This is a genomic window from Coxiella endosymbiont of Amblyomma sculptum (genome assembly GCF_009883795.1).
In the GTDB taxonomy this organism is placed as follows: domain Bacteria; phylum Pseudomonadota; class Gammaproteobacteria; order Coxiellales; family Coxiellaceae; genus Coxiella.
This window is the reverse complement of record NZ_CP033868.1, coordinates 472,502-498,210: the sequence shown is the minus strand read 5'-3', so window position 1 is coordinate 498,210 and position 25,709 is coordinate 472,502. Positions and strand designations below refer to the sequence as shown.

Sequence of the window (25,709 nt, the reverse complement as noted above, 5' to 3'; positions counted from 1 at the left end):
CAATTCTCTATACGGATGGCCAGAGGCAGAATCGAACTGCCGACACAAGGATTTTCAGTCCTCTGCTCTACCAACTGAGCTATCTGGCCAATAAATTTTTTGGATTATTCATTTTTTCCTCCAAAGAGGAATCTATTCATTTCTTGTTCAAGGAAACAACGAGCGTCCGGATCAATGAGGCTAAGATGGTATTCGTTAATTAAAATGGTCTGATACGACAGCCACGATTTCCAAGCTTGTTCGGAAATTTGATCGTAAATCTTTTTTCCCAATTTTCCAGGATAAGGTTGGTAACGTAAAGCATCAGCTTCTTCACCTAATTTTTTGCAGAAAATTCGGCGATTTATAAGTTTCATTTTTGTTTCAATTGTCTAATCAATCGTGCTATTGGTGCGGCGATCCCCCCTGGAAGAGAAAAATTGTCTTTGTACCAAATTTCAGACTTATCTTCTGCAAGAATGTATGAATCCTTCGTATAAGATTTTAATAAAATCGGATTGATTTCTAAAATTAAGTGACTGAGCTTATGAAGGAAAGGATTCCACCATTCAATTTTTGTAGTGCTATCGATATTAAATCTTATATGGCACCAAAGCTCTAAATTTTCTACATTGACAGGACATTCAGGGAAACTCCACAATCCACCCCATATCCCTGTTAAGGGGCGTTTTTCAAGAAAAATGTGACCTTGAAAATTTTGAAGTACGATTAAATAAATACTTTTTTTTTGTAGCCTATTTCTCTTTGGTTTTTCAACAAGAGATTTAATCTGATGAGTGTTCTTCTGATAAGAAAAACAAGAATCCTGTAAAGGACAAATTAAGCATTTGGGCACACGAGTACATACTATAGCGCCGAGATCCATTATAGCTTGATTGTAATCCCAACAATGTTTTTGAGGAGTGCATTTTTTTGCCAAACTCCATAACAAATTAATTCCATTTGCATTTTTTGGAAGAACATTTAAATCGAAATAACGAGACAATACTCTTTTTACATTACTATCCAAAAGTACTGCGTATCGGTGCATACCAAACGAAAGAATAGCGCCCGCAGTCGATCGACCGATTCCAGGTAGTGCTGTCAATTTTTCTATGGTGGTAGGAAATTTTCCATGATATTGTTTGTAGATGATTTGGGCAGTACGATGAAGATTATGGGCACGAGCGTAATACCCTAAACCAGACCAGTAAATCAAAACTTCGTCAACATCTGCTACAGATAAAATCTTAAGAGTTGGAAATTGTTGTACAAAGCGTTCAAAGTAAGGAATTACTGTTGTGACTCGTGTTTGCTGTAGCATAACTTCAGAAATCCAAACTCGATACGGAGTTGTATCCTTCTTCCAAGGAAGATCGTGACGACCGTAATATTTGAACCAGTATAGCACTAACTGTGCAAATTTTTGAAAACATACGTCTTTCAATTGTCAAAAATTCTAAGAAAATTTTGTTTACTTCAGTTTTGATGAATCACAAAACAAAAACAGAAAACCTCCTCCTTTCTTTGAAAAAAGGAGGAGGTATCTTCTAGGATCATAATCGATTTAGATTATAATCAAAAGTAAAGATCAAAACGTGCAGTCACAACGTTATCACTCTTATCCAAACCAGAGATGAGGATGCTGGAAGGAATCGATTTTTTACTTCCGCAATCGTCAACAATAATAGCAGCACCAACAACTTTTGGATAGTTAACATCATGACGATATTCTAAAGAAAAATTTGTATCCTTCCAAATACCAACATTACAAAAAATGCTGTAACGATCTTGAGGCAATCCAAGAATTGCTGCTTGTGTGGTATGACCGTATCCGAACCCGAAAGATCCGGGTCTCGAACCCATATGAAATACGTAATTTACCTCAGTATGGAAAGCAGTGGGACAAGCTCCTTGATTTTCGAACCCGACATCAGATACATCAAAACTTTTTAAGGCTCTGACATACTCAGCAGTGAAAATCACAGGATCAACAGAAAGACTACCGTACAAATCAACCGCTTGTACAGCATGGTGCAAAGTTTTGTTTTTCGACGAAAATACCGCTTCCTGCATTCCTTGAGAATCCGCAAGATTAGAAATCAAACTTGCACCTATCTCACTACCGATGCGTCCTCCGGTATTAAATTCATAACCAATATCTGCACCCCACTGGTTTCGTCTACTATTTTGAGACGGAAATAGGTTTTTTGGTTCTTGATAACCGAACATTTCGGCATGTAAAGCGCTATTTCCTGTTTGCTGATATCCTATGGTTACGGCGCGAGTTTGAGTTCGTCCGAGACTCTGCGTAACCGGAGAAGTAATCATTGCACTTTTGTAACGTCCGAAAGGCACATCAACTTGTCCGATACTGGCATAAAAAGGAAATCGACTTAAATTCCCAATGGCGATAAATGCACGGTCGACAAATATATGCGATGAACCGCTTGTTGATTTGCTAGGGTCATAATTCAAAGACATATAACCTGATGTCCATAAATTGCTTCGAACGTAAGTGTCCAATTCTACACTACTGAGGTTGATATTTGAGGTCTTTAGTCCCGAGTACTGGTTTTTATAATCCAACTGATCTTCTAACTTTCCACTAAAGGTTGCTTGTGGAAATGAAGGAATCGGAATGCCCAACTCACGACATTCTTGTTCGAGTTGGTATTGACGAATAAGTATTCTAGCGTCTTCTCGAATTGTAGGGACGTTGATCACTAACCCCGGAAATCTACTAAAATCTTTAATTCCGTAGGGATTAAATTCTTGAGAAACGCTTTCCAAACGACAACGAGTACGTTGTACAACCTTTTTTACGATTTGCTTTTTCTGTTCCGATTGACCCACCCGGATACGATCAACTTGCTGATGCGCAACCGCCCAAGAAGAAGTTAGAGTGCTACACAAGCTTATTATTGAGATCAAAAACTTAGATGACATGAACAATTGTCTCCTCTTACGAATTCAAGTGAGGCGAAGCAAACGAAGCAAGATTCGTTGCAGTCTACTCCGCGCATCTAGGGGCATTTCGTCACTTAATGTACGGAAAAAACCCAGGCTCGTACGTATAACACAACTTACCTTCCCAAAGCAAGTTCCGCACAAAAAATATTTTGTTTCTCTAAATCGCTTGGATTCTTGACTTTCGCGTAGGATTGTGACACTAATGACCGTAACAGTTTTTTTTATTTTGGTTATTATTTGGCCTCTACCTATCTACTATCTCTAACAAGAACTTTAGGATTTTTTAAAAATCTATAAAAGAGATAAAAATAAAGAAATACAACGAAAAATTCTGCTGTCCAAATTGTCCAATAATAACTTAGGTAACATTAAAAATTAATAATTATGAGGTGAAAAAGCGATCGAATTTTGTAACAGTACATTTTCTACAAGAAGTTACTTAGAGATTGCCGATCCGTTCACCAATACGTGAAAGCACTTATTGTTAAAAACTTAAAAAAGACATACGAAAATCACCTACAAGCATTAAGAGGTATTAATTTTTCGGTAAATGCAGGTAGTTTCTTTGCTTTGCTTGGTCCTAACGGTGCCGGAAAGTCAACGACGATAGGAATTATTACTTCTCTGGTAAACAAAACCAGTGGGAAAGTGGTCGTCTATGATCATGATATTGATAAGGATTTTGCGTCGGCCAAGGCCTATATTGGACTTGTTCCTCAGGAATTTAATTTCAATATTTTTCAATCAGTATTGGATATTGTACTGCAGCAAGCAGGATATTATGGTATCTCTCGTAAAGAAGCAATGCCACAAGCTGAAAAATATTTGAAGCAATTAGGGTTATGGGAAAAACGTAACAATATAGCCCGTCAACTTTCAGGAGGATGTAAACGCCGGCTAATGATTGCACGAGCTCTTGTTCCTAATCCACGTATGCTAATATTAGATGAACCGACAGCGGGTGTAGACATCGAAGTGCGTCGTTCTATGTGGAACTTTTTTCAAAAATTGAATCAACAGGGAACAACAATTATTTTGACTACTCATTATTTCGAAGAAGCCGAACGTTTGTGTCGAAATATCGCCATTATCGATCACGGTGAAATCATTGAAAATACGACTATGTCAGATATTTTAACCAAGCTCGATACAGAACGATTTATTCTTTATCTGAGAGAACCGATAAAAGATATACCTAAAATGGAAGGATATCAATTTTGGGTAAGAGATCCTATAACTTTAGAAGTTGAAGTTCCCAAAGAAAGAAATTTGAATGCTTTATTTGAGAATTTAAAACGGTATGAAATTGAAGTGACTAGTATGAGAAACAAGTCCAATCGGTTGGAAGAATTGTTTCTCAGATTGACAGCGGGGAAGTAAAATTATGAATTTCAAAAGAGAGCGAATAGCCTATCAAACGATTATCGTTACAGAGTTGAAACGCATCACAAGAATCTGGTCTCAAACGCTTTTGCCACCTGCAATAACAAGCATTTTGTACTTCATTATTTTTGGCCGAGTTATTGGTATCCAAGTGGGTTTTGTTATGGGAGGACACAAATACGTTCAATTTATTGCCCCTGGTCTTGTTATGATGCATGTAATTACCAGCTCCTATTCTAGCTCAGTTTCGGCTTTTTTTGGGGCTAAATTTCAACGACACATCGAAGAAATTTTGGTTTCTCCAATCTCTAGCCTAACCGTTCTTTTAGGTTTTATGAGTAGCGGTCTTTTGCGAGGAATTGTTGTAGGTGTTATTGTATCCATCATTGCTCTTTGCTTCGCGCACTTGTACATTCATTCTGTGGTTACTGTTCTGTTGACAGCGTTCTTGGCATCTAGTATTTTTTCACTGTCCGGGTTAATTAATGCCATTTATGCAAAAAGTTTTGATGACATTTCTATAATTCCTACTTTTGTTTTAACTCCATTGACTTATCTGGGTGGTGTTTTTTATTCGATAAACTTACTACCGACCGCGTGGCAATACATTTCCTACGTAAATCCCATCAGCTACATCATTGATAACTTTCGATATGGATTTTTAGGGATTGCGGACAATCGACTCACTCTTTCTTACCTTTTGATGTTGATTTTTACTGTTATTTTATTTGGTATTACCTATTTCTTTATGAAAAGAGGAATAGGTTTAAGAGATTAGAAATAACAGAAAGAACAATTTCTGTAGTAAATTACTTTTTAGATTCTCGAAAGAGGAAAATATTTAGTTTTGTTCCGATCGAATTTCCTAGACAATCCTTTAGAACAGTTTGAATTGTGGTATAAAGAAGCCCAGAAGGAGCATACCGCCGATGATCCTTCCGCAATGACTCTAGCTACCGCTAATTCAAAAGGAAAACCTACTGCACGCACCGTATTATTCAAAGGAATTTCCGGTGGGGGTTTGCTCTTTTTTACAAATTACTACAGCAGAAAAGCTAAAGATTTATCAGAGAATCCCAATGCGGCTTGGGTGTTTTATTGGCCGAAAATTTATAAGCAAGTATGCGGAGAAGGGTACGTTAAAAAATTAGCACGAAAAGAATCAGAAACTTATTTCGAAACTCGTCCGTACGAAAGCCAAATTAACGCATGGATCTCAGAACAGAGTCAAGAAATTCCCAATCGTGGGTATCTAATTGATCGACACCAAAAGTATCGAAAAAACTTTCCTGAGAAAGTATATTGTCCTGAATTCTGGGGTGGTTTTCGTTTAATTCCAATACGGATGGAATTCTGGATCGGGAAAAAACATCGTTTGCACGACCGAATTCTCTATTTAAGACAAGACGATCGGGAATGGAAAATCATCAGACTAGCACCGTGATAGAACGTGATAGAAATAGAGGAGAAGAAGTTTACTTTAATTATGCTTTTTTCCCAACCAAATATTCCTTAAGCAAATGCGCGGAGAGAGAGGGATTCGAACCCTCGATAGGGCTTCCGCCCCATACTCCCTTAGCAGAGGAGCGCCTTCAACCAACTCGGCCATCTCTCCGTCAATTTAAGAACAATGTAAAAAAATAATAATAATATCTTCTAACTATAACTTCTAACTATAACCAATTGCGTTATCGATCAAGATCAAAAGCTGAATGTAGTTTTTTGATGCCCGCCTCTAAATATTTTTCATCAATCAAAACTGAAATTTTAACCTCAGTAGCGGTTACTAAGTGCACACGAATTCCTTCTTGTCCCAGAGCGCTAAACATCCGAGAAGCAATTCCCGCATGGGAACGCATTCCCACACCTACTAAAGAAATTTTAGAAACGTCATCATTGCCCAATATTGTTTTGGCACCAAGTTCTTTTGCTATCATCCGTACAATCGGATATACTCTAAAATAGTCATCTCGCTGTAACGTAAAACTGAAATCAATTTTTTTAGTATCCGCAGCGGAAACTTGAACAATCATATCCACTTCGGTGTCAGTCTCACTGATAGGATCGAGAATGTGACTGACCAAATCAGGATTTTCGGGAATTCCTTGGAGAGTGAGTTTCGCTTGACATCTTTCGAAGGTAATACTTGATACAAGCGGCCGCTCAATACAATCTTGTCCGTAGGTAATTGTTGTTCCTGGTCCATCACGAAAACTAGACAACACACGGATGGGGACTTGATATTTTCCAGCAAATTCGAGACATCGATTTTGAAGTACTTGGGCTCCTAGACTGGACATTTCTATCACTGCATCAAAAGTGAGTTTTGAAATACGTCTGGCGGTAGGAATACCCTTAGGATCGCTGGTGTAAATTCCATCGACATCGGTAAAAATTTGACATTCGTCTGCTTTTAAGGCAGCGGCCAGAACAACCGCAGTAAGATCAGATCCTCCACGACCCAAAGTAGTAATTTCTCCAATTTCGCTAATTCCCTGAAATCCGGCCACTACGGGAATACATCCCTTTTCTAAATCGTCCAGTAAAATTTGAGGATCGATATCGACAATGCGAGCTTTTTTATGTTCATTAGTTGTTCTCAAACGGATTTGTGCGGCATTATAAGAAAGGGCGGGGCAATTTTTAGCTTCTAGTGCCATACTGAGCAAAGCGGCGGACATTTGTTCGCCTGTTGATATCAGAGCATTATATTCCCTAAGGTTATTGGCATTAGTTTTAGAAACAGAATGCGCCAATTCGATTAGTCGATCCGTCTCTTTGTACATCGCCGAAACCACTACAACCACCATATGACCCTGCTTTCGTGCTTCTGAAACAATGCGAGCGACATTTTTTATTCCATCTACATCTGCGACGGAACTGCCTCCAAATTTTTGAACGACTAAGGCCACTGAAAACTCCAAATGTTCCTTTCTACAATTTTCCAGAAAACATATACCGTCTTTCCGATTGCGTACTCGATCAATATCAACTGTTTTTTAATCTCCCCCTTGTCCCATCTCTCTAGTACGACTGTAAATTTGTATCCCTAATATCAATCCTTCCAGGAAATTTCTTTCTTTTGTAGTTAAACCTGTCATAAAACCATTTTTCTCTCTTTGCAATTCTGTAATTGCCTTTCTAATCCTAAATTTCGATCCACATTATAATTAATTTTCAGGAAACTACTCATTAGTTTTTAGGAAACCGCTCAATTCTGTTACGTAGCTTCTCTTCTGTGAATATGTAGGCAACGTCTTCACCTTATCTATTATCTATATATATCAATCATCTATATATCAATCTTCTAAAGAGGTACAAGAAGATAATTCGAAACGATCTAAACAATCTTATTTTCTCGGTTTTCCGACCCCACGCGTTCCCGAAAATTTCTATAGACAACTCGCTTCAAAACTTGAATCATTATATATCGCTAATCAGAAGTTATTTAGGACAACAACTAAATTTCTCAGATGTGAGAAACAAAATCTCAAACGTCTTTATACTTCTGATACTTCTGATACTTCTTACTAAAAAATATTTTCCTACTTTTCTGTTGTACAATACAACTCCAAACAATGTCCGAACAACCTACACAATAAACCCTATTCCAAAAGAAATATTTACCCATCTTTGCTCCTTATCTTTTGTTCACTTAGCACAGTTGCTGACTTATTCGTCTTCATAAAATATATTGCTTCTACTATTCAACGATATTTCTTCCGAATACAAGTAACAGTCGGCTGTTGTGTTTTCTTGGAAAGTGCACGATGACTCTCCATAGCCCTATTAAATCCTATATAATCCATCGTGAAATTATGTTCTTTGGCAATGTCTGATGTCAAATCAGGAGGAAAACCGTAAGTGTCGTATAATTGAAAAATCACATCGCCTGGAATTGTACGATGGGGTAGTTTTTTCATCTCTCGATCTAAAATTTTAAGACCTTTGCACAGTGTTTGAGAGAATTGAACTTCTTCCCGACGGATAGTCTGTTCAACAACAGATTGCGTCTTATACAGTTCAGGATAGGCACAACCCATTATTTTTACCAATGGACTTACCATCTGATAAAAAAATACTTCCTGTTGTCCCAATTTGTAACCGTGCCGAAGAGCGCGACGAATAATGCGACGTAAAACGTAACCTCTTCCCTCATTAGAAGGCAGAACACCGTCAGAAATAAGAAAAGTAGCTGAACGAATATGATCTACGATCACTCGAGCTGAAGCGCTACGATTGTCACTGCCAATTAGCGCTCTTAGAGATTTTAGAAGGTGTTGAAATAATTCTGTGTCGTAGTTGTTATATACACCTTGTGTTACCGCGGCAAGACGTTCAAGTCCCATTCCAGTATCTACGGAAGGTTCTTGTAAAGGACAAAGATTACCAGACAAATCTTTATCGTATTGCATAAATACCAAATTACAAATTTCTACACGACGATCTCTGTAAATTTTTGTAGGACCGTAATCGTAAAATATTTCCGTGCAAGGACCACAAGGTCCACTGTCTCCCATCTGCCAAAAATTCTCTTCTCTCCCGTGACGGGACAGACGTTTTGGGTCAACTTTCATTTCTCTAAGCCAAATGGACTCGCTTTCACAATCACCCTGTAATATAGTCACCCATAACTGTTTTTTTGGTAGTTCTAAAACCTCTGTCAAAAAACGCCAGGTATAACCAATAGCTTCACGTTTAAAGTAATTTTTAAAACTAAAATTCCCTAGCATTTCAAAAAAAGTATGATGGCGAGATGTGTAGCCAACACTCTCCAGGTCGTTGTGTTTCCCGCTTGCTCGTATACACTTCTGTATAGAAACAGCCTTCTGATAAGAACGTACATCGGTACCTAAAAATACATTCTTGAATTGCACCATTCCGGAATTTGTAAACAACAAAGTCGGATCATCCGTAGGAACTAAGGAGCTACTAGGAACGACCTCATGGTCTAATTTTCTAAAGTACTCAATAAAAAATTGACGCAATTGATTGCAGTTCATGTAATTTGACATTGGGGATTCGTTACGAGATTATTTAATTTTCAAATTTCTTTCTTAAGAAGTCTTTCTTTCGCACGTTTTCTTTGGCAATAGTTTTTCTCTCAAGCGAATTTCAATTTCTTCCGCAATTTCTTGTTCTTTCACCAAAAATCTTCGAACATTTTCTTTCCCTTGTCCGATATATTTGCCATTGTAACGGTACCAAGTACCCACTTTTTCGATAATCTCATTTTTAACCCCAAGACTAACTAATTCACTTTCACGAGAAATGCCCAGTCCATACAAAATATCAAATTCTATCTGACGAAAAGGGGGCGCTACTTTATTTTTAACCACTTTAACTCGTGTCTCGCTACCAGTAATTTCTTCTCCGCTTTTGACCGATCCAATGCGACGAATATCCAATCGTACAGAAGAATAAAATTTGAGGGCATTTCCACCCGCAGTGGTCTCAGGATTACCGAATACAACACCGATTTTCATTCGTATCTGATTGATAAAAATCACTAACGTATTAGATTTTTTAATATTAGCAGTAAGTTTACGCAGTGCTTGCGACATCAATCGCGCCTGAAGTCCTATATGAGAATCGCCCATATCTCCCTCAATTTCGGCTTTAGGTGTTAAAGCAGCTACAGAATCGACCACTATCACATCAACAGCACCCGAACGAACTAACATATCCGTAATTTCCAAAGCTTGCTCTCCTGTATCTGGCTGTGATATTAGCAGATCGTCAATTCTAACACCCAGATTTTTTGCGTAAATTGCGTCTAAAGCATGTTCAGCGTCTATGAAAGCCGCTACACCTCCCATTCGTTGGCAAGACGTAATAGTCTGAAGAGCTAAAGTCGTCTTTCCAGAAGCTTCTGGTCCATAGATTTCTATCACGCGTCCACGGGGTAAGCCTCCAACACCCAAAGCAATATCTAAACCTAAAGAACCTGTTGAAATTACATCAACGTTTTTAGCAATTTCGGCATCACCCAATCGCATTACCGATCCTTTGCCGAATTGATGTTCAATTTGCGATAAAATAGTACTTAGCATTTTTTCCCGGTTGTCCATTTTCATCCCTTAAATCTGTATTCGTATCCGCAACAAATCCGATCCAAAATGTAGAGCAATTACAACAGAACCGCAGAACTACAAAAACAAGTTTTGCCCCGTTGTAGTCTTCCCTCTATCTATTTCTCCAGTCAATCTATGATGGATTGAATCAGGTATTTTAATCCATAGATAACCGAAGAATCCTGAATGTGTTTACGACCACTACTAAACCGAGCTTTCCTACATTGTATTGTCCCCATCTTTTTTGCAATTCCAAACCAGACAGTTCCTATAGATTTTTCAGAAGTTGGCCCCATAGTTCCTGTAATACTCATAGAAATATCCGCACGACTTCGTTTTAATGCTCTCGCAGCCATTTCACGCGCTATCGCTTCACTGACGCTTCCTTCTTCTTGTATCAATTGAGGCTCTATACCTAAAATTTCCTCTTTTGAGTTATTACTGTATACAACAAACCCACAGTCGAACCAGGAAGAGCTGCCCGGAATTCGAGTAATGGCTGAACATAACCCTCCACCAGTACAAGATTCCGCTACTACCAGTTTCATATTTTTTTCTTTTAGTATCCATCCGAGTTGGCGACTAAAAGGATAATAGTTAATGTCCACATTGCACTTCCACAAAATCAAAAATCATTGCGAGAATGAAACCCTACCCAGGCCTTTTTAGATTATTTCCGTTTCTTTCTCACAGTAAAAATAGTCCAGAAGCGCGTGAAAATTTTTCTATAAATCAACTAAAATACTCACAACAATAACACTCCACCTCAGACCGAGAGAAAAACTTACCAAATAACCTTTGTCGCGTAAGATTAAGACAAACTTCCAGGTTTAACGCAATAAAGAAATCCACTTCTCCTGGTTATTGTATATTTTCTTAAAAGTCAATAGCGTATGAATCGCTTCGTACTCAGCCACTCTAGCAATAGAGTCTTTGCCTCCAACAAATTTTCCCAAACTATACAAAAACCAATTCAACCATACTCCCATCAAAGCTTTAAAAGCCAATCGTACTTGACTTAGTATTCCTCCAGAACGCACATATTCCCGAACTAATTTCTGATAACGATGCTCATCAACTTGTGTCGAATTCACGACACTCCAATCAAAAGCAGTACCGATTACTTCAGTAGTAGGATGAATAAGTCCTGACAGTTCCCAATCGAGAACAACAGGTTGTTCTTTCGTCTTCCAAAGAACATTATTGGGACTTATATCTCTATGACCAATAATGCAAGAAGACAATAATTGCATTGCAGCGATATTGCTTTTCTCAGCTGTTTCCATCAATAGCAATGCTAAAGATTTTAGTTGATCGCTTTCTTTTATTCCAAGCAAAATAGCTTTATTCAGAACATCCGTCCAAAGGTCTTTGTCGTAAGAATAGGTGCAACTGTGAAAGGAATTGTTTAATACAGCTAAATCCAATTTAGAAGGATCTAGAGCATGTATGTGCAAATTTGCCAACAAACTGCCCACAATTTTAGTCTGTTTTGTTGTAATTTTTTCAGATACCAATTTCTCTCCTATGATCCAATCGAAAAGTTGGAAAAAATAAGAACCGTACAGACAACTTCCTTTAGGAAAACTGATAACAGAGGACAATCCCGAGTTTTGGAAATTCTTAACAATTTTTTCGTTTTCCCTGCAAATCTCTTCGGATTCAGAAGACATACGTTTTAACGCATACGATCCAGATCGAGTTTTCAATCGCCACACTTCATTGTTACTCAATCTTCCCACAGATATAAGAACAGGATCCTCGAGCAAAGGCCCTAAAGAAAAATAGGCAGAAACTTTATCAAAAACAGAACTGATTGGGACAAATGTATCCGACATAGAAACATAGAAAAAACTTTTTGATCTTCACAACCATCTTCTCGCACTTCTCGCAGAAACCGCGCAAGCAAATTCCAAGTTGCGAAACCGATCTTTTACATTCTAACGCTCTGATTGAATGGTTGTCAAGATTGAATTATTAAAGCAATTCGAGAAGTACATCAGAGAAATAAAAATTCAGGATGATAAACATCATTCATATTAATTTCTAGAATTAAGAGCTTTTGCTTCTGTTCTAAGTCTTAGAAAATTACTGTAATCTCTCAAAGAGTTGCAAATCTTACAACGATATGCGAGCATGATGCCTACTTTAGGAAAAACTAAAATTCTTAAAAAATAAAAGAGGAAATTGGATATATAGAATTTATGTTACGGCGGAGTGTGTTAAGTTATGTCTCTCCAAGAAGAAAGAATTATTCAAATTCGAAGGCGGCTTACTGAAGTTTTTTGTCCAGAAAGCCTAACAGTACTTGATGAAAGCGATCATCACATAGATCATGTGAACACTACCAAAGGAGAAAAAGGACATTTCTTTGTTTGTATTGTAGCGAAAGCTTTTGAAAATAAAAATCTCGTAGATTGCCATCGTATGGTCTATAGCGCCTTGTGTGATTTTATGAAATCGGATATCCACGCTTTGAGGATTCAAGCAAAGTCGTCTTGATATTTCTCTGGATCTTAGTATTGGTCTTAGTGGTCTTGGTTCTTAGTATTGATATTTATTATGTATCGTGATATACGATTCGATGGGTTTTCGTATCCGATTTTTCGTTCTGTATTTCCGGAACTTTCTCGGGTAGCTCGGAGTTGTGTAGGCGTTCGTTAATTGTCTGCATCTTTAATTTTTTCATGTGTGTTGTAAACAAGTAACAAAATAAAAATACGATATACGAGAATTTAATAAATCTACATAATACAACAAATCTAAGATCCAAAATTTTGATTCAAAAAACCCCACGAAAAAACACTTTCGGATAGGGAGTAGAAAAACAGAAAAAAGTCGTGAAGAAAGAAATTCATCCAAGATATCAAGAAATTAAAGTGACGTGTAGTTGTGGAAACGTCTTTACTGTGGAATCTATCTTAGACCACGATCTTCGCTTAGAAATCTGCTCGGCATGTCATCCCTTTTACACCGGACAACAAAAAATCGTCGATACAGAAGGTCGGATCGAACGGTTTCGTAAAAAATATACTAAAAATCGGATGAAGGAAAATGAAAGAAAGAAAAGATGAAGAGAAGAAAAAAAGAGCTGCGAAAGCAAGAGCGGAAAAAGAGGCCCTCTTATCCTCTTGTGTGCAAAAATTACCTCTTTTGTGCAAAAATTAAAGGACTTTATCCGACTTCCGACCCGCGTCTCTTCGGGCCTACAGTCCGTTTCTTTGTCTCTATAAACTCCTACTCCAAGTCTACCGTACAATTTTACAATTTATTACAATATTAATAATTATTAATAATTCTTACTAATTTACAATCTATAAAATGTCTGAAACTTCCTCTTGTACGTTTACGTTGTTCAACATTCGTTTTTCTGACCTTACGGTGTCGTTACGAGAACTCGCCAGCTCATCCAAATACGCTTTAGTGATTCTACCAGAAATGTAATTTCCGGTAAAAACAGAGTCTTCAAATCTCAAGATTTTTGGTTTTTTGGAAACGACCGAATCGTTTATCGCTTGATATACATCGATAAGATCTTGATATATCAACCAGTCTGCTTTAATTGTTCTTCGAACATCATCGACCGATTTTTCGTATGCAATCAATTCCTGCGCTGTAGGCATATCGATTCCGTACACATTAGGGTAGCGGATCATCGGAGTCGCTGAGGCAAGATACACTTTTTTTGCTCCTGCATCGCGAGCCATTTGAATGATTTCTTTCGAAGTAGTTCCTCTTACTACCGAATCGTCTACTAATAAAACCTTTTTATCAACAAATTCAGTTTTTATCGCATTCAATTTCAAACGGACAGAACTTCGGCGTAGATCTTGTCCCGGCATAATAAATGTTCTTCCGATATAGCGATTTTTTACAAATCCCTCTGAATAAGGAACTTCTAAAACTTGGGCTAGAGCATGGGCCGCATTACGACTTGTATCGGGAATCGGAATAATTACATCGATACCATGATTAGGTCGCTCTTGTAAAATCTTTTTAGCCAATCTTTTCCCCATGCTGGCTCGTGCTTGATATACGGGTATACTATCCATAATAGAGTCAGGACGCGCTAAATAGGTGTATTCAAAAATACACGGAGAGAGATTAACTTTTCTAGCGCATTGTTTTCGATGTATTTGCCCGTGTCGATCAAAGTAAATCACTTCGCCGGGATTAACATCATTCAAAAATTCAAACCCTAATGCATCCAGAGCGATACTTTCGGAAGCTAAAATGAACTCCGATGTACTCCCGTTTTCTCGTTTGCCATAAATTAATGGACGAATAGCATTTGGATCTCGAAAACCCACTATACCGTATCCGTTGATAATCAAAGCTGCTGCGAATGCTCCTTCGACTCGATTGTATACTTCTATCATAGCTTGAAATAATTGTTCAGGAGAAAGATGTATACTTCCAAAGCGTCGCAATTCATGAGCCACTACGTTAAGTAAAATTTCTGAATCCGATGTAGTATTTAGGTGGCGTAGGTCCACACGAATTAAATCATCAGCCAATTCTTTAACATTCACTAAATTTCCATTATGAACCAGGCCCAAACCGTAAGGGGAATTGACATAAAAAGGTTGAGACTCAGAAGGACTTTCTGTACCCGATGTAGAATAACGAACATGTCCAATTCCCATATTTCCTACAAGACGAAGCATATGAGATTCGCGAATTACATCACGAACTAATCCTTTGGATTTTCTCAAAAAAACTTTCTCACCGTCACTTGTCATAATTCCAGCTGCATCCTGCCCGCGGTGCTGTAGCATGGTTAATGCATCATAAATATCTTGATTCACACAGTCGCGAGCGATAATACCTACAATTCCACACATCCTACCATACTCCTCCTTATTGATTTTAATTCGAAGAGGCTTCTTCTAACCACTGAAGAATATTTCCAATCTGAGATGGAACAAACTGGTGTAGCCACATTGCTATTGGTTCAAATTTAGGTGCTAATTGCGACTGAGCAATTGCGCTCTTTTCTTCTTCGATGCCGCCGATACCGAAAAATGTAAGCAAAATAGCAACAATGAACAATCCTCGACCTGCCCCAAAAAAAATGCCCAATAATCGATCGGTAATAGTAAGATCTATTTTTTTCACCAGTGCGCACATCATTGAATTAATAAAAGCCCCGGAAATTAAAACAGCTAGAAATAAAACCCCAAAGGCGATCGCATATCGAAGACTACCCAAACCAATCCATGGATGTAAAAAAACTTGAACAGGTTCCGAAAATTTAAATGCAACGATAACTGCGAAAATCCATACGATTAAAGAAATAGACTCTCTTACAAAACCACGAAAAAAACTAACAACAATCGAGAGAAAAACAGTTCCGACGATAGAAAAATCGATCCAATTAAAACAAGACACAATACCAAAATTCATTTTATCCGTCTCCGAAAGACAATTTTATCCGTCTGTCTCATCATAGATTTTGTATAATCTAAAAAGACAAGTTAACAGATTAATGCGTGAATAAATATAAGCATTAAAACCATCTCTTGCAATTGTTTAAATAGTCTTTCGCTTGTTTCGAAAAAATTCCTGTCGACAAATCGACAAAATTTTAGGGGTTTTTTATCACCGGTTCTGAGAAAAGAATTTTTTAGCTATAGCTACTGTATAAAAGGAACCAAACACCACAATGCGATCTTGTGCTGCACATTTCGCAATCGCTGCTTCTAAAGCTTTATTAACTGATACAAAATTACAACAATGTTTGACACCTTTTATCCTCAAAAAATCCACTAGCTTCTTACCAGAAGCACCTCGTTGTACTTCTGGTAAACCTCCTACATACCAACAATCAATGCAAGATAGCATAGGTGTAATGGTACCTAAAATGTCTTTATCCTTTAGCATTCCAAATACCGCAAAAGTTTGTCCCGAATAAGACGTACGATGAAGTTGTTCTGCTAAATATTGAGTGGCTTGTGGATTATGTGCCACGTCAAAAATGACAGATACAGGTTTCTCCAATTGTTCAAAACGATCGGGCAAAACAGCTTCTCGAATACCGGATATTACAGAAAATTTTCTTACAGGCAGACAATCTTGCAGCTGAGTGATTACCATCAAACTAGTAGCTACATTCTGGATTTTTAATCGAGGAAAGGGCAAAGAATCATAGTAAATACCATTAGGACCGTTCCATTCCCATGTTTTTTTATTTTTAACAATGAAGAAATCTTTCCTAAATTGAAAAATAGGAGATTTTAATAACCGAGCTGCTTCAAAAATGCTATCTGGCGGATTAGGATCACCACAAATTACTGGATGGTATGCTCGAAAAATTCCCGCTTTCTCTCGTCCAATAGATTCCCGATCACTTCCTAGCCAATCTGTGTGATCGATACCAATCGTAGTAATTACAGAAACATCTGGATCAATAATGTTGACGGCGTCTAGACGCCCTCCCAATCCCACTTCCAGTAAGAGAACGTCTAATGCCAATCTTTTACAAATGTAGAGACATGCCAAGGTAGTAAATTCAAAAAAACTCAGAGCTTGTTGATTGCGGTTTTTTTCAATAAACGTAAAAGCCTCAGTAAAATCTCTATCAGACATCGGGCTATTATTGAAACGCAATCTTTCGTTAAAGAATAACAAATGAGGTGATGTATAAGCAGCCACTTGGTATCCAGAAGCCAGGTAAATACTTTCGAGAGATTTAATTACAGATCCCTTTCCATTGGTTCCCGCTACTGTAACGACAGGACATGAAAAATCAGACAATCCCAATTTGCCTGCCAAAGAAATTATTCTAGACAAGTCCAGATCAATTTCACGGTAATGAAGTGTATTGATATAATCTAACCAAGTATGCAAATCTCGACAAATTACCATTTTTCCTTCCTATTGGGTTTCTTTCCTATTGGGATTTGAATGCTCTAATTTATTTAGACTAACTTGATGTAGATTTCCGATTATTGTAGATTATATATTTTTTATTATTGGTCGGTGGATTAATTTAGCGATGAGAGAGGACACAATTTTTCTTAATTCGCGTCGATCTACTACCATATCGATAGCTCCATGTTCTAACAAAAATTTACTGCGTTGAAAACCTTTTGGTAGAGTTTCTCGAATAGTCTGTTCAATTACTCGTGGTCCTGAAAACCCAATCAACGCATTAGGTTCCGCGATAATAACATCGCCCAACATAGCTAAACTAGCAGAAACCCCTCCCATAGTAGGATCCGTCAATATTGAGAAAAATGGAATTCTACGTTTTGACAGTTGTGCTAGCGCAAAAGTTGTTTTAGCCATTTGGAACAAAGAGAAAAGACCTTCTTGCATACGAGCGCCTCCGCTCGTTGAAAAACAAATAAGTGTTCGTTCTTCTTTCATAGCTATTTCTACACTTTTCACAAATTTTTCTCCGACCGCGGTTCCCATCGATCCCCCAATAAAAGAGAATTCGAATGCGGTAGCAATAATAGGAATATCGTAAAGATTACCTTTGTATACGACGAGAGCTTCTTTCTCTCCCGTCAATCTTTGGGTGCTATTAAGCCGATCTTTGTATTTCTTTGAATCTCGGAACTTAAGGCGATCTATTGGTAACAGATGCCCCTCTATTTCTTGTTGGCCTCCCGAGTCCAAAAATTGCATCAACCGTTTTCTAGCACCAATACGAATATGATAATTACATTTAGGACACACTTCCAAATTTCTTTCCAATTCAGCACGATACAGAATCGACGTACAAGAAGGACATTTGCTCCAAATTCCCCTTGGGACTCCTTTCTTAATGGAAGTGGAAATTTTTGGAAGTAATCGCATAAACCAATTCATTTTTATCTGAACCTTTCCAAATTCTATTTACCTTAATACAACTGATTGACAATTCCAAACAAAGACAAATGTCATATACTAAAACAAAATGGTCCTGATTGAGTCTGAGGCAGATTAAATTCTTGAGGATAAGTGACATCTGCTAAATACAATCCATTTGGTGATACCGTTACCGTTCTTCTGTAGAAATCTTTAACTTTTAGAACAATTTCTGCCCATTTTGGTTCTTTTCGCCCGCTTCCAATATCAATCAAAATACCCACAATATTCCGAACCATATGTAATAAAAAAGCGTTTCCTCGTACCTCAATAACCACCATATGTTGCGTGCGAGAAATTTTGATCCGAAAGATAGTACGTGTCGAAGTTTTTGATTGACAGCCTTTTCCTTGAAAGGATCGAAAATCGTGTTCTCCTATAAAGTACTGCGCAGCAACTCTCATTCGATTTTCATCTAGAGGCCAACGACACCATCCTATCGCCTTATGCAAAATTCCTGGTCGAATTGCACGATTATAAATCAGATAGCAATACCGTCTGGATTTCGCAGAAAATCGAGCGTGAAAACACCTATCTACTTCCTGAGCCCACAAAACACTGATATCGGAAGAAAGATTGCTGTTGATACCGAAAATCCAAGAACGTCCACTACGGTAAGACACTGTATCAAAATGCACTACCTGTCCATTTGCGTGCACTCCAGAATCAGTTCGACCGGCACAAACTGTGGAAACAGGATGACTGGCTACTGTGTGTAAAGCCGTTTCTAATTCTCCCTGAATCGTTTTAAGACCCTTTTGGATTTGCCAACCGCGATAAGCAGATCCGTCATAACTTACACCTAAAACAACACGACGGATCATAACGATTCCAATCTCACAATTAAGGAAAAAATTGTACAGTGTTCTTTTTCTGCTCTCATTCGTATATCATAACAAATAACTAAGAAAGATTTTTTTGAAGAAAACGCAGTATCATTCCCTACGTTTTTTATTCGATATCAAGTAAAGTTTAAGAAATTATTCTCAACAAGAAAACACTAAAATAACAATAGAAGATATTGAGACACAAAATTTTCGATCTTATCTTCCGAAATGGCTATCGCATCGAAGATTGGACAAATTTTCAGCGATCAATTTCATCAAATCAATTGCCAAAAAGAATTTCTTTTTTGAAGAAAAATCTTGGATTTTTCCTAATTTATTGATTACAGTGACAGTATTTACATTACTTTCAAACGCTTTTTCCGAATTGAGTACAACCATATCCATATTTTTTTTCCGCAATTTCATTTTTGCGTTTTCCAAATGATTTTCAGTTTCCAATGCAAAACCTACAATAAAAGGCTTATTAGGTAGACTAGATACTGCCGATATAATGTCAGGATTTCTTACCAAATCAAGAGACAGAGAAACTTTACACTTTTTTATTTTTGTAACCGACGGCATAGCGGAACGGTAGTCGCTTATGGCCGCTGCACTGATAAACACATCGCACTTTGAAGCTTCTTGTATAACCGCCTCAAGCATCTCTTGCGCGGTTACAACATCAATACGATTAACGTTTTTGGGAAGAAACAGAGTTGTTGGTCCACTGACCAAAGTAACTGTAGCTCCCATAGTAATAGCTGCTTTAGCTAAAGCGTAGCCCATTTTTCCAGAACTTCGATTAGTAAGATAGCGTACGGGATCAATAGCTTCACACGTTGGACCTGCTGTTACGAGTACATATTTGTCTGTAAGAATTTTTTCAACTGTGCGTTGTTCCAAACAATATACTAATTCTTCAGGTTCCAGCATTCTTCCCGGACCAAAATCCCCACATATTTGTGCGCCTATATCGGGTCCAAATATTTCAATACCGTATTTTTGAAGCCGTATGATGTTTGTTTGGGTAATTTCGTTATACCACATTCGTTGATTCATAGAAGGAGCTACTGCAATTGGTGTTTCTGTAGTTAAGCAAAGGGTTGTAAGAAGATCGTTCGCTCGACCATACGCCAATCGTGAAATGAAATCAGCGCTGGCGGGAGCAATTAAAATTTGCTCGCACCACCGAGCTAAATCAACATGCGCCATTCCAGAGAAATTTTGAGCAGAAAACAACTTGCCTGATACAGGAAATCCGGATACTGTTTGGAAAGTCAACGGAGAAATAAAAGCTTGCGCCTTAGGTGTCATCACTACCCTAACTAACGCTCCTTGTTTTCTTAATCTTCGTATTAATTCGACACTTTTATAAGCAGCGATAGAACCGGTAATGCCAAGAAGAATTTTCCTGTTGTGTAACATAAAAATCAACTATAGTCGGAATATCAAGACATAATACACGACTCCACAATTGGATGTTAAAAATACTCTCTCAATAGAGACAAAATATTTTTTGAACTGTCCGTTCTTATTCGCAAAACACCAGTCAGAAAAAGTTTTCGTTAATTAATGCTTCCGCTATTTGAACAGAATTGAGCGCAGCACCCTTCCGGACATTATTGGCTACTACCCATAAATTTATTCCATTTGAACAGAAAATATCTTTTCGAATCCTTCCAATAAAAACTGCATCGGTATTTTTAGCATGACTAGCGGCGGTCGGATAGGAATTATTTTCGTCTATCACTACAATCCCTGAAGCCCGCTTTAGGCATTCTCTTACCTTTTCCAGGCTAATGGGACGGCAAGTTTCGATGTAAACAGCTTCGGAATGACCAAAAAATAATGGAACTCGAACGGCTGTCGGATTAATTTGTAAACTGCGATTGCCCATAATTTTGTGTGTTTCCCAAACCATTTTCATTTCTTCTCTCGTATATCCATTGTCACAAAAAACATCAATATGGGGCAATACATTGAAAGCAATTTGTAAGGGAAAAACAGTTAACTTTCCTATAGGTTTACCGTTTAATAAACAAACGGTTTGTTCCTCTAATTCCCGAATAGCTTTTCGACCTGCTCCCGAAACAGATTGATACGTAACAACATTTATACGCGCAATTTCTACAATGTCGTATATAGGTTTTATAGCTACCACCAGCTGGATAGTAGAACAATTTGGATTGGCAATAATGTTACGGTTACGATAATTCGTCAAGGCAGACAGATTTACTTCCGGAACTACCAACGGAACGTCGTTTTCATAGCGAAAACAGGAAGTATTATCGATTACAACACATCCTGTCTCTGCAGCACGTGGTGCGTGTCGGGACGAACACTCTTCCCCAGCTGCAAAAAAAGCGAAATGGATCGTAGAAAAATCGAATTCTTCCAAATTGTAAATCTTTTTTTGTTTCCCACCAAGCAGTATTTTTTTTCCTTCCGAACGTTTGCTTGCGACTAGATAAATTTTCCTAGCGGGGAATTGTCTCTCAAGAAGAAGTTGAAAGATTGTTTCGCCAACTATACCAGTTGCTCCTACTATAGCGATGTTATACACAACGATTTTTCTATCTGTCTCAAACAATATCTCATAAGTTTTGGGCCTTATGGCGTAAATAATGATCCATTAACACTAAAGCCAGCATGGCTTCAGCAACAGGCGTAGCACGAAGTCCTACGCAAGGATCGTGACGACCTGTAGTAATCACAGTCGTTTCTTGTTCTTTGGTATCGAGAGTTCTTCCCAAAATTCGAATACTGGGTGTCGGTTTGAAAGAAAGACTTACAAGAATATCTTGACCCGAAGAAATTCCGGCCAATATCCCTCCAGAATGATTAGATAAAAAACCTTCTTTTCGCATTTCATCACGATGAATTAATCCTGTCTGTTCGATCACCGAGAATCCATCTCCAATCTCCACTCCTTTAACGGCGTTAATTCCCATCATAGCAGAAGCAATGTCAGCGTCTAATTTATCGAATACAGGATCTCCCAACCCTACAGGAACTCCTCTTGCAATCACGTTAACTTGTGCACCAATTGAATTTCCTTGTCGTCGCAATTCCGTAATAAACCGCTTAAGTTTCGAAATTTTATTTTCATCAGGAAAGAAAAAAGGATTATTTTCCACAACGGACAAATTAATTTTTTCTGCTCGAATAGGACCTACAGCAAAAACATATCCTTGAATATCGATTCGCAACGTTTCTCGCAAATATTTTTTAGCAACAGCGCCAGCAGCAACCCGCATAACGGTTTCTCGAGCAGAAGCTCTTCCTCCTCCTCGATAGTCTCTCAATCCATATTTTTTAAAATAAGTATAGTCACCGTGACCAGGGCGAAACAATGTTTCTATTTTAGAATAGTCCCGTAAGCGTTGATCATTATTTTGAACCAATAATGTGATAGGGGTTCCTGTAGTTTTCCCTCTAAAAACTCCTGACAATATTTTAATTCTATCGAATTCTCTACGCTGCGAAGTAAATAAAGATTGTCCAGTCCTGCGTCGATTAACATCCGATTGAATGTCTTTTTCACTCAAAGAAAGCCTAGGTGGACAGCCGTCGATGATTGCCGCTAATACCGGACCATGACTTTCTCCGGCGGTAGTTACAGTAAACAGTTTCCCAAATGTATTTCCGGACATCGTATTTTACTTAGTAGCAACCGAAACTCTGTAAATTATCTGTACGAGATAAGGAAGATACAAAATTTTCCTACTTCTTTTTGAATTTCCCTCGATCATAAAAAATTTGGTGTTTCCAAAAAGAAAGAATCAATTTGAAAACTTTTCTATAGCGAGGTCAGTTATTTTCTCAATCAGACTTTGTAATCGAGAATTCAAAGAAGTTTTGCAACCAAGCAACCAATCGTAAAGCAAGGAATCAGACTCATCAAGAAGTTGATTGAACAATTTTTTTTCTTCAGCACTCAAATTTTGAAATTTCTTTTTATAAAACCGATTTAGAATAATGTCCAATTCCAAAATACCGCGACGGCACTTCAATTTAATTTTTTTTGATTCTGAAAACCTCTCTGAAAACCTCATCGTTTTTCCCTAAATTGAACTCGTTGATTTATCCGACACAATAATTCGTATCCGGTAGTACCTGCTTGTTTGGCTATGTGTTCAATAGGCAAATTGCTTCCCCACAAAATCACTTCGTCGCCAATTTTGGCGTTTGGTTCTCGATTCAAATCAATGGCTATCATATCCATAGACACTCGACCGAGTAGTGGACATGTTTTTCCATGTAGTAGAGTTGGAGTACCACTGGGTATACGACGTAAATATCCATCACCATAGCCAATACTGACAATTCCAATAAGCGTATTCTCTGAGAAACGCCAAGAACATCCGTAGCCTACTACATCCCCAGGACGGCAATTTTTAATTGATATTATCTTAGCGGATAGAGTCATTACGGGCTTTAAGTTTCGTTCAACACCAGTTTCCCAAGAGAAAGGGGATACTCCATATAACATAATTCCAGGACGGACCCAATCAAAAAAAGCGATAGGATAATTCAATAAACCTGCTGAATTTACTATACTTTTAGGAACATGCTGATTTTCAGTGATTTTAATAAATCGATTGATTTGCCATTCAGTAAAAGATCGATCTTCGTTATCAGCGTCGGCTAAATGCGTCATTAATCCAATGGGTTTTTGTATAGACAGACAAGAAGATAGACGATCGTAGACAGATTTTAAGTTCTTTGGAGAAAAACCTAATCGATGCATTCCAGTATCAATCTTTAGCCAAATCTGCAGAGTTGAAAAAGTTTTATTTTCTCTCAAAAGATCCACTTGATAAGAATGATGAATCACCGCCATTAGATCATTCTGAATGAATTCATTCAATTCCATTTTGTCGCTAAATCCACGCATTACTACAATTGGTGTCGAAATTCCGTTGCTTCTTAAAATTAATGCTTCGTCGATGCAAGAAACTCCAAACGCGTTTGCACGTTCGAGTGTTTTAGCAACTCGAATCAATCCGTGACCGTAGCCATTACTTTTGATCATAGCCAGAACAGCAGAATTAGGAGCAATCTCTTTGATCCGAGAAAAATTGTATTTAAGTCTCTGCAAATCAATAGTGGCAAATGTTTGATGCATTACGTGTACTTTCAACGCGTAATCGCCGTCGGTATATTCTCGCAAGAAAAATTATCAAAACGAGTATATTGTCCACGGAATGTAAGTACTATTTTCCCAATAGGACCATGCCGATGTTTCGCAACAATAATTTCCGCTTTCCCTTTGTCAGGAGAATCTTCGTGATAAACCTCATCACGATAAATAAAAGCAATTAGATCAGCATCTTGTTCAATTGCACCCGATTCTCGTAAATCTGGCATCATAGGACGCTTATCAATTCGAGATTCTAAGCTACGATTAAGTTGAGATAGAGCAATAATGGGGACATTTAACTCTTTTGCTAATGCTTTTAAAGATCGAGAGATTTCGGAGATTTCCATATTACGATTTTCCCTATTTTTTGAAATATGCATCAATTGTAGATAATCCACAGCAATCAAACCTAAGTTTCCGTATTCACGTACCAAACGTCTTGCTCTCGAACGGATCTCTCCCGGAGTGAGAGCGGGAGCGTCGTCAATAAAAAATTTGGTTTCTGAAAGAATTTCTACAGCGTGTGTAATGCGAGGCCAGTCATCGTCTTTAAGTTGACCCGTACGTACTTTGTGTTGGTCGATTTCCCCCAAAGACGAAATCATCCGCATCACCAAAGCTTCAGCAGGCATTTCCATACTAAAAATGAGTACAGGTACGTTGCATTTTATTGCTACATGTTCAGCAATATTAATTGCTAGTATGGTTTTTCCCATAGAAGGACGACTTGCAATAACTATCAGATCAGATGGCTGTAGTCCAGAAGTTAATCTATCCAAATCGACAAATCCCGAAGACAGTCCGGTAAGAATTTTACCGGACCTATAAAGCGTTTCGATACGATTTGTTGCTTTGGATAACAAAATGTTCATTGGTAAAGGACCCAATCCTCGAGAATAACTTTCAGAGATATTAAAAACTTTTTGTTCGGCCGTATCCAACAATTCTCTCATGTCTCGACCGTTGGGATAAAATCCATCTCGTACAATATCTGTTCCAACTTCGATCAATTTTCGCAAAACCGCCAATTCTCGTACAATATCTGCATAGGCCGTAACGTTTGCAGCACTAGGTGTGTTTTTAGCCAATTCGTAAAGATAAGAAGCTCCAGATATACTCAGTTGATCTCTTGTCTTAAGGAATTCGGACACAGTCAATACATCTAAAGGTTTATGGTGCTCAACTAAGTAAGACATTGTTTCAAAAATTTTCTGATGATCAGATCGGTAAAAGTCTTTTGCGCTTATACGATCTACAACGCAATCCCAAGCGCGGTCGTCCAACATCAAAGCACCAAGTACAGACTGTTCTGCTTCTTGTGAATGAGGCGGAATTTTAGGAGGGGAAACTTTATCTTTTTGATGCGGAAACATAGTTTTTGTAGTGTAACACCTCTACATTGAAACAAGAAGATTGTTTCTTGCATAAATTTTTAACCTTCTTTTGCTTCCATTCTAATTCTAAGAAGTACTT

23 protein-coding genes, 2 tRNA genes and 1 pseudogene are annotated in these 25,709 nt (G+C 37.9%); 5 read left to right on the top strand and 21 right to left on the bottom strand.

Features of this window, described 5'->3' with window-relative positions:
• Positions 1-16: 16 nt before the first annotated feature.
• The 4 genes from EGQ50_RS02330 to EGQ50_RS02315 form a co-directional block, all read right to left on the bottom strand.
• A tRNA-Phe gene (locus EGQ50_RS02330) sits at positions 17-89 on the bottom strand.
• 15 nt (positions 90-104) lie between these two features.
• The gene (locus EGQ50_RS02325; RefSeq protein ID WP_159748507.1) at positions 105-347 is read right to left on the bottom strand and encodes an oxidative damage protection protein; all 243 of its coding nucleotides are present in this window, start codon (positions 345-347) and stop codon (positions 105-107) included.
• A 5-nt stretch (positions 348-352) separates the two neighbouring features.
• The gene (gene mutY / locus EGQ50_RS02320; protein WP_159748202.1) at positions 353-1,426 is read right to left on the bottom strand and encodes an A/G-specific adenine glycosylase; all 1,074 of its coding nucleotides are present in this window, start codon (positions 1,424-1,426) and stop codon (positions 353-355) included.
• 131 nt (positions 1,427-1,557) lie between these two features.
• The gene (locus EGQ50_RS02315; protein ID WP_159748200.1) at positions 1,558-2,928 is read right to left on the bottom strand and encodes an LbtU family siderophore porin; all 1,371 of its coding nucleotides are present in this window, start codon (positions 2,926-2,928) and stop codon (positions 1,558-1,560) included.
• 492 nt (positions 2,929-3,420) lie between these two features.
• Here EGQ50_RS02315 and EGQ50_RS02310 point away from each other — a divergent pair, with 492 nt between their 5' ends.
• The 3 genes from EGQ50_RS02310 (at position 3,421) to pdxH (ending at position 5,779) form a co-directional block, all read left to right on the top strand.
• Complete coding sequence (locus EGQ50_RS02310) at positions 3,421-4,332, top strand: ABC transporter ATP-binding protein (RefSeq protein ID WP_159748198.1); 912 nt, start codon at positions 3,421-3,423, stop codon at positions 4,330-4,332.
• 4 nt (positions 4,333-4,336) lie between these two features.
• A complete protein-coding gene (locus tag EGQ50_RS02305; protein WP_159748196.1) occupies positions 4,337-5,113 on the top strand; it encodes an ABC transporter permease in 777 nt (258 codons plus the stop codon).
• Positions 5,114-5,182: 69 nt separating this feature from the next.
• On the top strand, positions 5,183-5,779 hold the full coding sequence (gene pdxH / locus EGQ50_RS02300) for a pyridoxamine 5'-phosphate oxidase (protein WP_159748194.1): 597 nt from the start codon (positions 5,183-5,185) through the stop codon (positions 5,777-5,779).
• A gap of 81 nt (positions 5,780-5,860) precedes the next feature.
• Here the strand turns inward: pdxH and EGQ50_RS02295 are convergent.
• The 6 genes and pseudogenes from EGQ50_RS02295 to EGQ50_RS02270 form a co-directional block, all read right to left on the bottom strand.
• Positions 5,861-5,950 (bottom strand) — tRNA-Ser (locus EGQ50_RS02295).
• Positions 5,951-6,023: 73 nt separating this feature from the next.
• Complete coding sequence (locus tag EGQ50_RS02290) at positions 6,024-7,259, bottom strand: aspartate kinase (RefSeq protein ID WP_246168936.1); 1,236 nt, start codon at positions 7,257-7,259, stop codon at positions 6,024-6,026.
• 819 nt (positions 7,260-8,078) lie between these two features.
• Positions 8,079-9,338, bottom strand: a pseudogene (alaS, locus tag EGQ50_RS02285) (alanine--tRNA ligase); the annotation flags it as partial.
• Between the two features lie 54 nt (positions 9,339-9,392).
• A complete protein-coding gene (gene recA, locus EGQ50_RS02280) occupies positions 9,393-10,406 on the bottom strand; it encodes a recombinase RecA (protein ID WP_159748192.1) in 1,014 nt (337 codons plus the stop codon).
• A 131-nt stretch (positions 10,407-10,537) separates the two neighbouring features.
• Positions 10,538-11,017, bottom strand: a complete 480-nt coding sequence (locus EGQ50_RS02275) for a CinA family protein (protein ID WP_159748190.1) — start codon at positions 11,015-11,017, stop codon at positions 10,538-10,540.
• 222 nt (positions 11,018-11,239) lie between these two features.
• Complete coding sequence (locus EGQ50_RS02270; RefSeq protein WP_159748188.1) at positions 11,240-12,247, bottom strand: aminoglycoside phosphotransferase family protein; 1,008 nt, start codon at positions 12,245-12,247, stop codon at positions 11,240-11,242.
• Positions 12,248-12,638: 391 nt separating this feature from the next.
• On the opposite strand from EGQ50_RS02270, the gene EGQ50_RS02265 reads away from it, so the two are divergent.
• A complete protein-coding gene (locus tag EGQ50_RS02265; RefSeq protein WP_159748186.1) occupies positions 12,639-12,911 on the top strand; it encodes a BolA family protein in 273 nt (90 codons plus the stop codon).
• 338 nt (positions 12,912-13,249) lie between these two features.
• Positions 13,250-13,483, top strand: a complete 234-nt coding sequence (rpmE, locus tag EGQ50_RS02260; protein ID WP_159748184.1) for a 50S ribosomal protein L31 — start codon at positions 13,250-13,252, stop codon at positions 13,481-13,483.
• A gap of 240 nt (positions 13,484-13,723) precedes the next feature.
• On the opposite strand, the gene purF is transcribed toward rpmE, so the two are convergent.
• From purF to dnaB, 11 genes are all read right to left on the bottom strand, one after another.
• Positions 13,724-15,253, bottom strand: a complete 1,530-nt coding sequence (gene purF / locus EGQ50_RS02255; protein WP_159748182.1) for an amidophosphoribosyltransferase — start codon at positions 15,251-15,253, stop codon at positions 13,724-13,726.
• A gap of 25 nt (positions 15,254-15,278) precedes the next feature.
• Entirely contained in the window at positions 15,279-15,815 is a 537-nt protein-coding gene (locus EGQ50_RS02250) for a CvpA family protein (RefSeq protein ID WP_159748180.1), read from the bottom strand.
• A 195-nt stretch (positions 15,816-16,010) separates the two neighbouring features.
• The gene (gene folC / locus EGQ50_RS02245; protein ID WP_246168935.1) at positions 16,011-17,276 is read right to left on the bottom strand and encodes a bifunctional tetrahydrofolate synthase/dihydrofolate synthase; all 1,266 of its coding nucleotides are present in this window, start codon (positions 17,274-17,276) and stop codon (positions 16,011-16,013) included.
• A gap of 90 nt (positions 17,277-17,366) precedes the next feature.
• A complete protein-coding gene (gene accD / locus EGQ50_RS02240; protein WP_159748178.1) occupies positions 17,367-18,227 on the bottom strand; it encodes an acetyl-CoA carboxylase, carboxyltransferase subunit beta in 861 nt (286 codons plus the stop codon).
• A 71-nt stretch (positions 18,228-18,298) separates the two neighbouring features.
• Positions 18,299-19,087, bottom strand: coding sequence for a tRNA pseudouridine(38-40) synthase TruA (gene truA / locus EGQ50_RS02235; RefSeq protein WP_159748499.1), 789 nt, complete (start codon positions 19,085-19,087; stop codon positions 18,299-18,301).
• A gap of 222 nt (positions 19,088-19,309) precedes the next feature.
• Entirely contained in the window at positions 19,310-20,518 is a 1,209-nt protein-coding gene (gene coaBC / locus EGQ50_RS02230; RefSeq protein ID WP_159748176.1) for a bifunctional phosphopantothenoylcysteine decarboxylase/phosphopantothenate--cysteine ligase CoaBC, read from the bottom strand.
• Between the two features lie 124 nt (positions 20,519-20,642).
• Entirely contained in the window at positions 20,643-21,656 is a 1,014-nt protein-coding gene (locus EGQ50_RS02225) for an aspartate-semialdehyde dehydrogenase (RefSeq protein ID WP_246168934.1), read from the bottom strand.
• Positions 21,657-21,687: 31 nt separating this feature from the next.
• Positions 21,688-22,746, bottom strand: a complete 1,059-nt coding sequence (gene aroC / locus EGQ50_RS02220; protein ID WP_159748174.1) for a chorismate synthase — start codon at positions 22,744-22,746, stop codon at positions 21,688-21,690.
• A 129-nt stretch (positions 22,747-22,875) separates the two neighbouring features.
• Positions 22,876-23,148, bottom strand: a complete 273-nt coding sequence (locus EGQ50_RS02215; protein WP_159748172.1) for an FAD assembly factor SdhE — start codon at positions 23,146-23,148, stop codon at positions 22,876-22,878.
• Positions 23,145-24,221 carry an alanine racemase gene (gene alr / locus EGQ50_RS02210; protein WP_159748170.1) on the bottom strand — a complete coding sequence of 359 codons (1,077 nt, stop codon included), beginning with the start codon at positions 24,219-24,221 and terminating at the stop codon, positions 23,145-23,147. The genes EGQ50_RS02215 and alr overlap by 4 nt, the downstream gene beginning before the upstream one ends.
• An 11-nt stretch (positions 24,222-24,232) precedes the next feature.
• Positions 24,233-25,609, bottom strand: coding sequence for a replicative DNA helicase (gene dnaB, locus EGQ50_RS02205; RefSeq protein WP_159748168.1), 1,377 nt, complete (start codon positions 25,607-25,609; stop codon positions 24,233-24,235).
• Positions 25,610-25,709: the final 100 nt, after the last annotated feature.

Excerpts from the sequence above, each read along its gene's own strand:
- EGQ50_RS02315 (WP_159748200.1), bottom strand. The coding sequence starts at position 2,928 with ATGTCATCTAAGTTTTTGATCTCAATAATAAGCTTGTGTAGCACTCTA.
- EGQ50_RS02305 (WP_159748196.1), top strand. The coding sequence starts at position 4,337 with ATGAATTTCAAAAGAGAGCGAATAGCCTATCAAACGATTATCGTTACA.
- recA (WP_159748192.1), bottom strand. The coding sequence starts at position 10,406 with ATGGACAACCGGGAAAAAATGCTAAGTACTATTTTATCGCAAATTGAA.
- EGQ50_RS02270 (WP_159748188.1), bottom strand. The coding sequence starts at position 12,247 with ATGTCGGATACATTTGTCCCAATCAGTTCTGTTTTTGATAAAGTTTCT.
- EGQ50_RS02265 (WP_159748186.1), top strand. The coding sequence starts at position 12,639 with ATGTCTCTCCAAGAAGAAAGAATTATTCAAATTCGAAGGCGGCTTACT.
- purF (WP_159748182.1), bottom strand. The coding sequence starts at position 15,253 with ATGTGTGGAATTGTAGGTATTATCGCTCGCGACTGTGTGAATCAAGAT.
- EGQ50_RS02250 (WP_159748180.1), bottom strand. The coding sequence starts at position 15,815 with ATGAATTTTGGTATTGTGTCTTGTTTTAATTGGATCGATTTTTCTATC.
- folC (WP_246168935.1), bottom strand. The coding sequence starts at position 17,276 with ATGGTAATTTGTCGAGATTTGCATACTTGGTTAGATTATATCAATACA.
- accD (WP_159748178.1), bottom strand. The coding sequence starts at position 18,227 with ATGAATTGGTTTATGCGATTACTTCCAAAAATTTCCACTTCCATTAAG.
- coaBC (WP_159748176.1), bottom strand. The coding sequence starts at position 20,518 with ATGTTACACAACAGGAAAATTCTTCTTGGCATTACCGGTTCTATCGCT.
- aroC (WP_159748174.1), bottom strand. The coding sequence starts at position 22,746 with ATGTCCGGAAATACATTTGGGAAACTGTTTACTGTAACTACCGCCGGA.
- EGQ50_RS02215 (WP_159748172.1), bottom strand. The coding sequence starts at position 23,148 with ATGAGGTTTTCAGAGAGGTTTTCAGAATCAAAAAAAATTAAATTGAAG.
- alr (WP_159748170.1), bottom strand. The coding sequence starts at position 24,221 with ATGCATCAAACATTTGCCACTATTGATTTGCAGAGACTTAAATACAAT.
- dnaB (WP_159748168.1), bottom strand. The coding sequence starts at position 25,609 with ATGTTTCCGCATCAAAAAGATAAAGTTTCCCCTCCTAAAATTCCGCCT.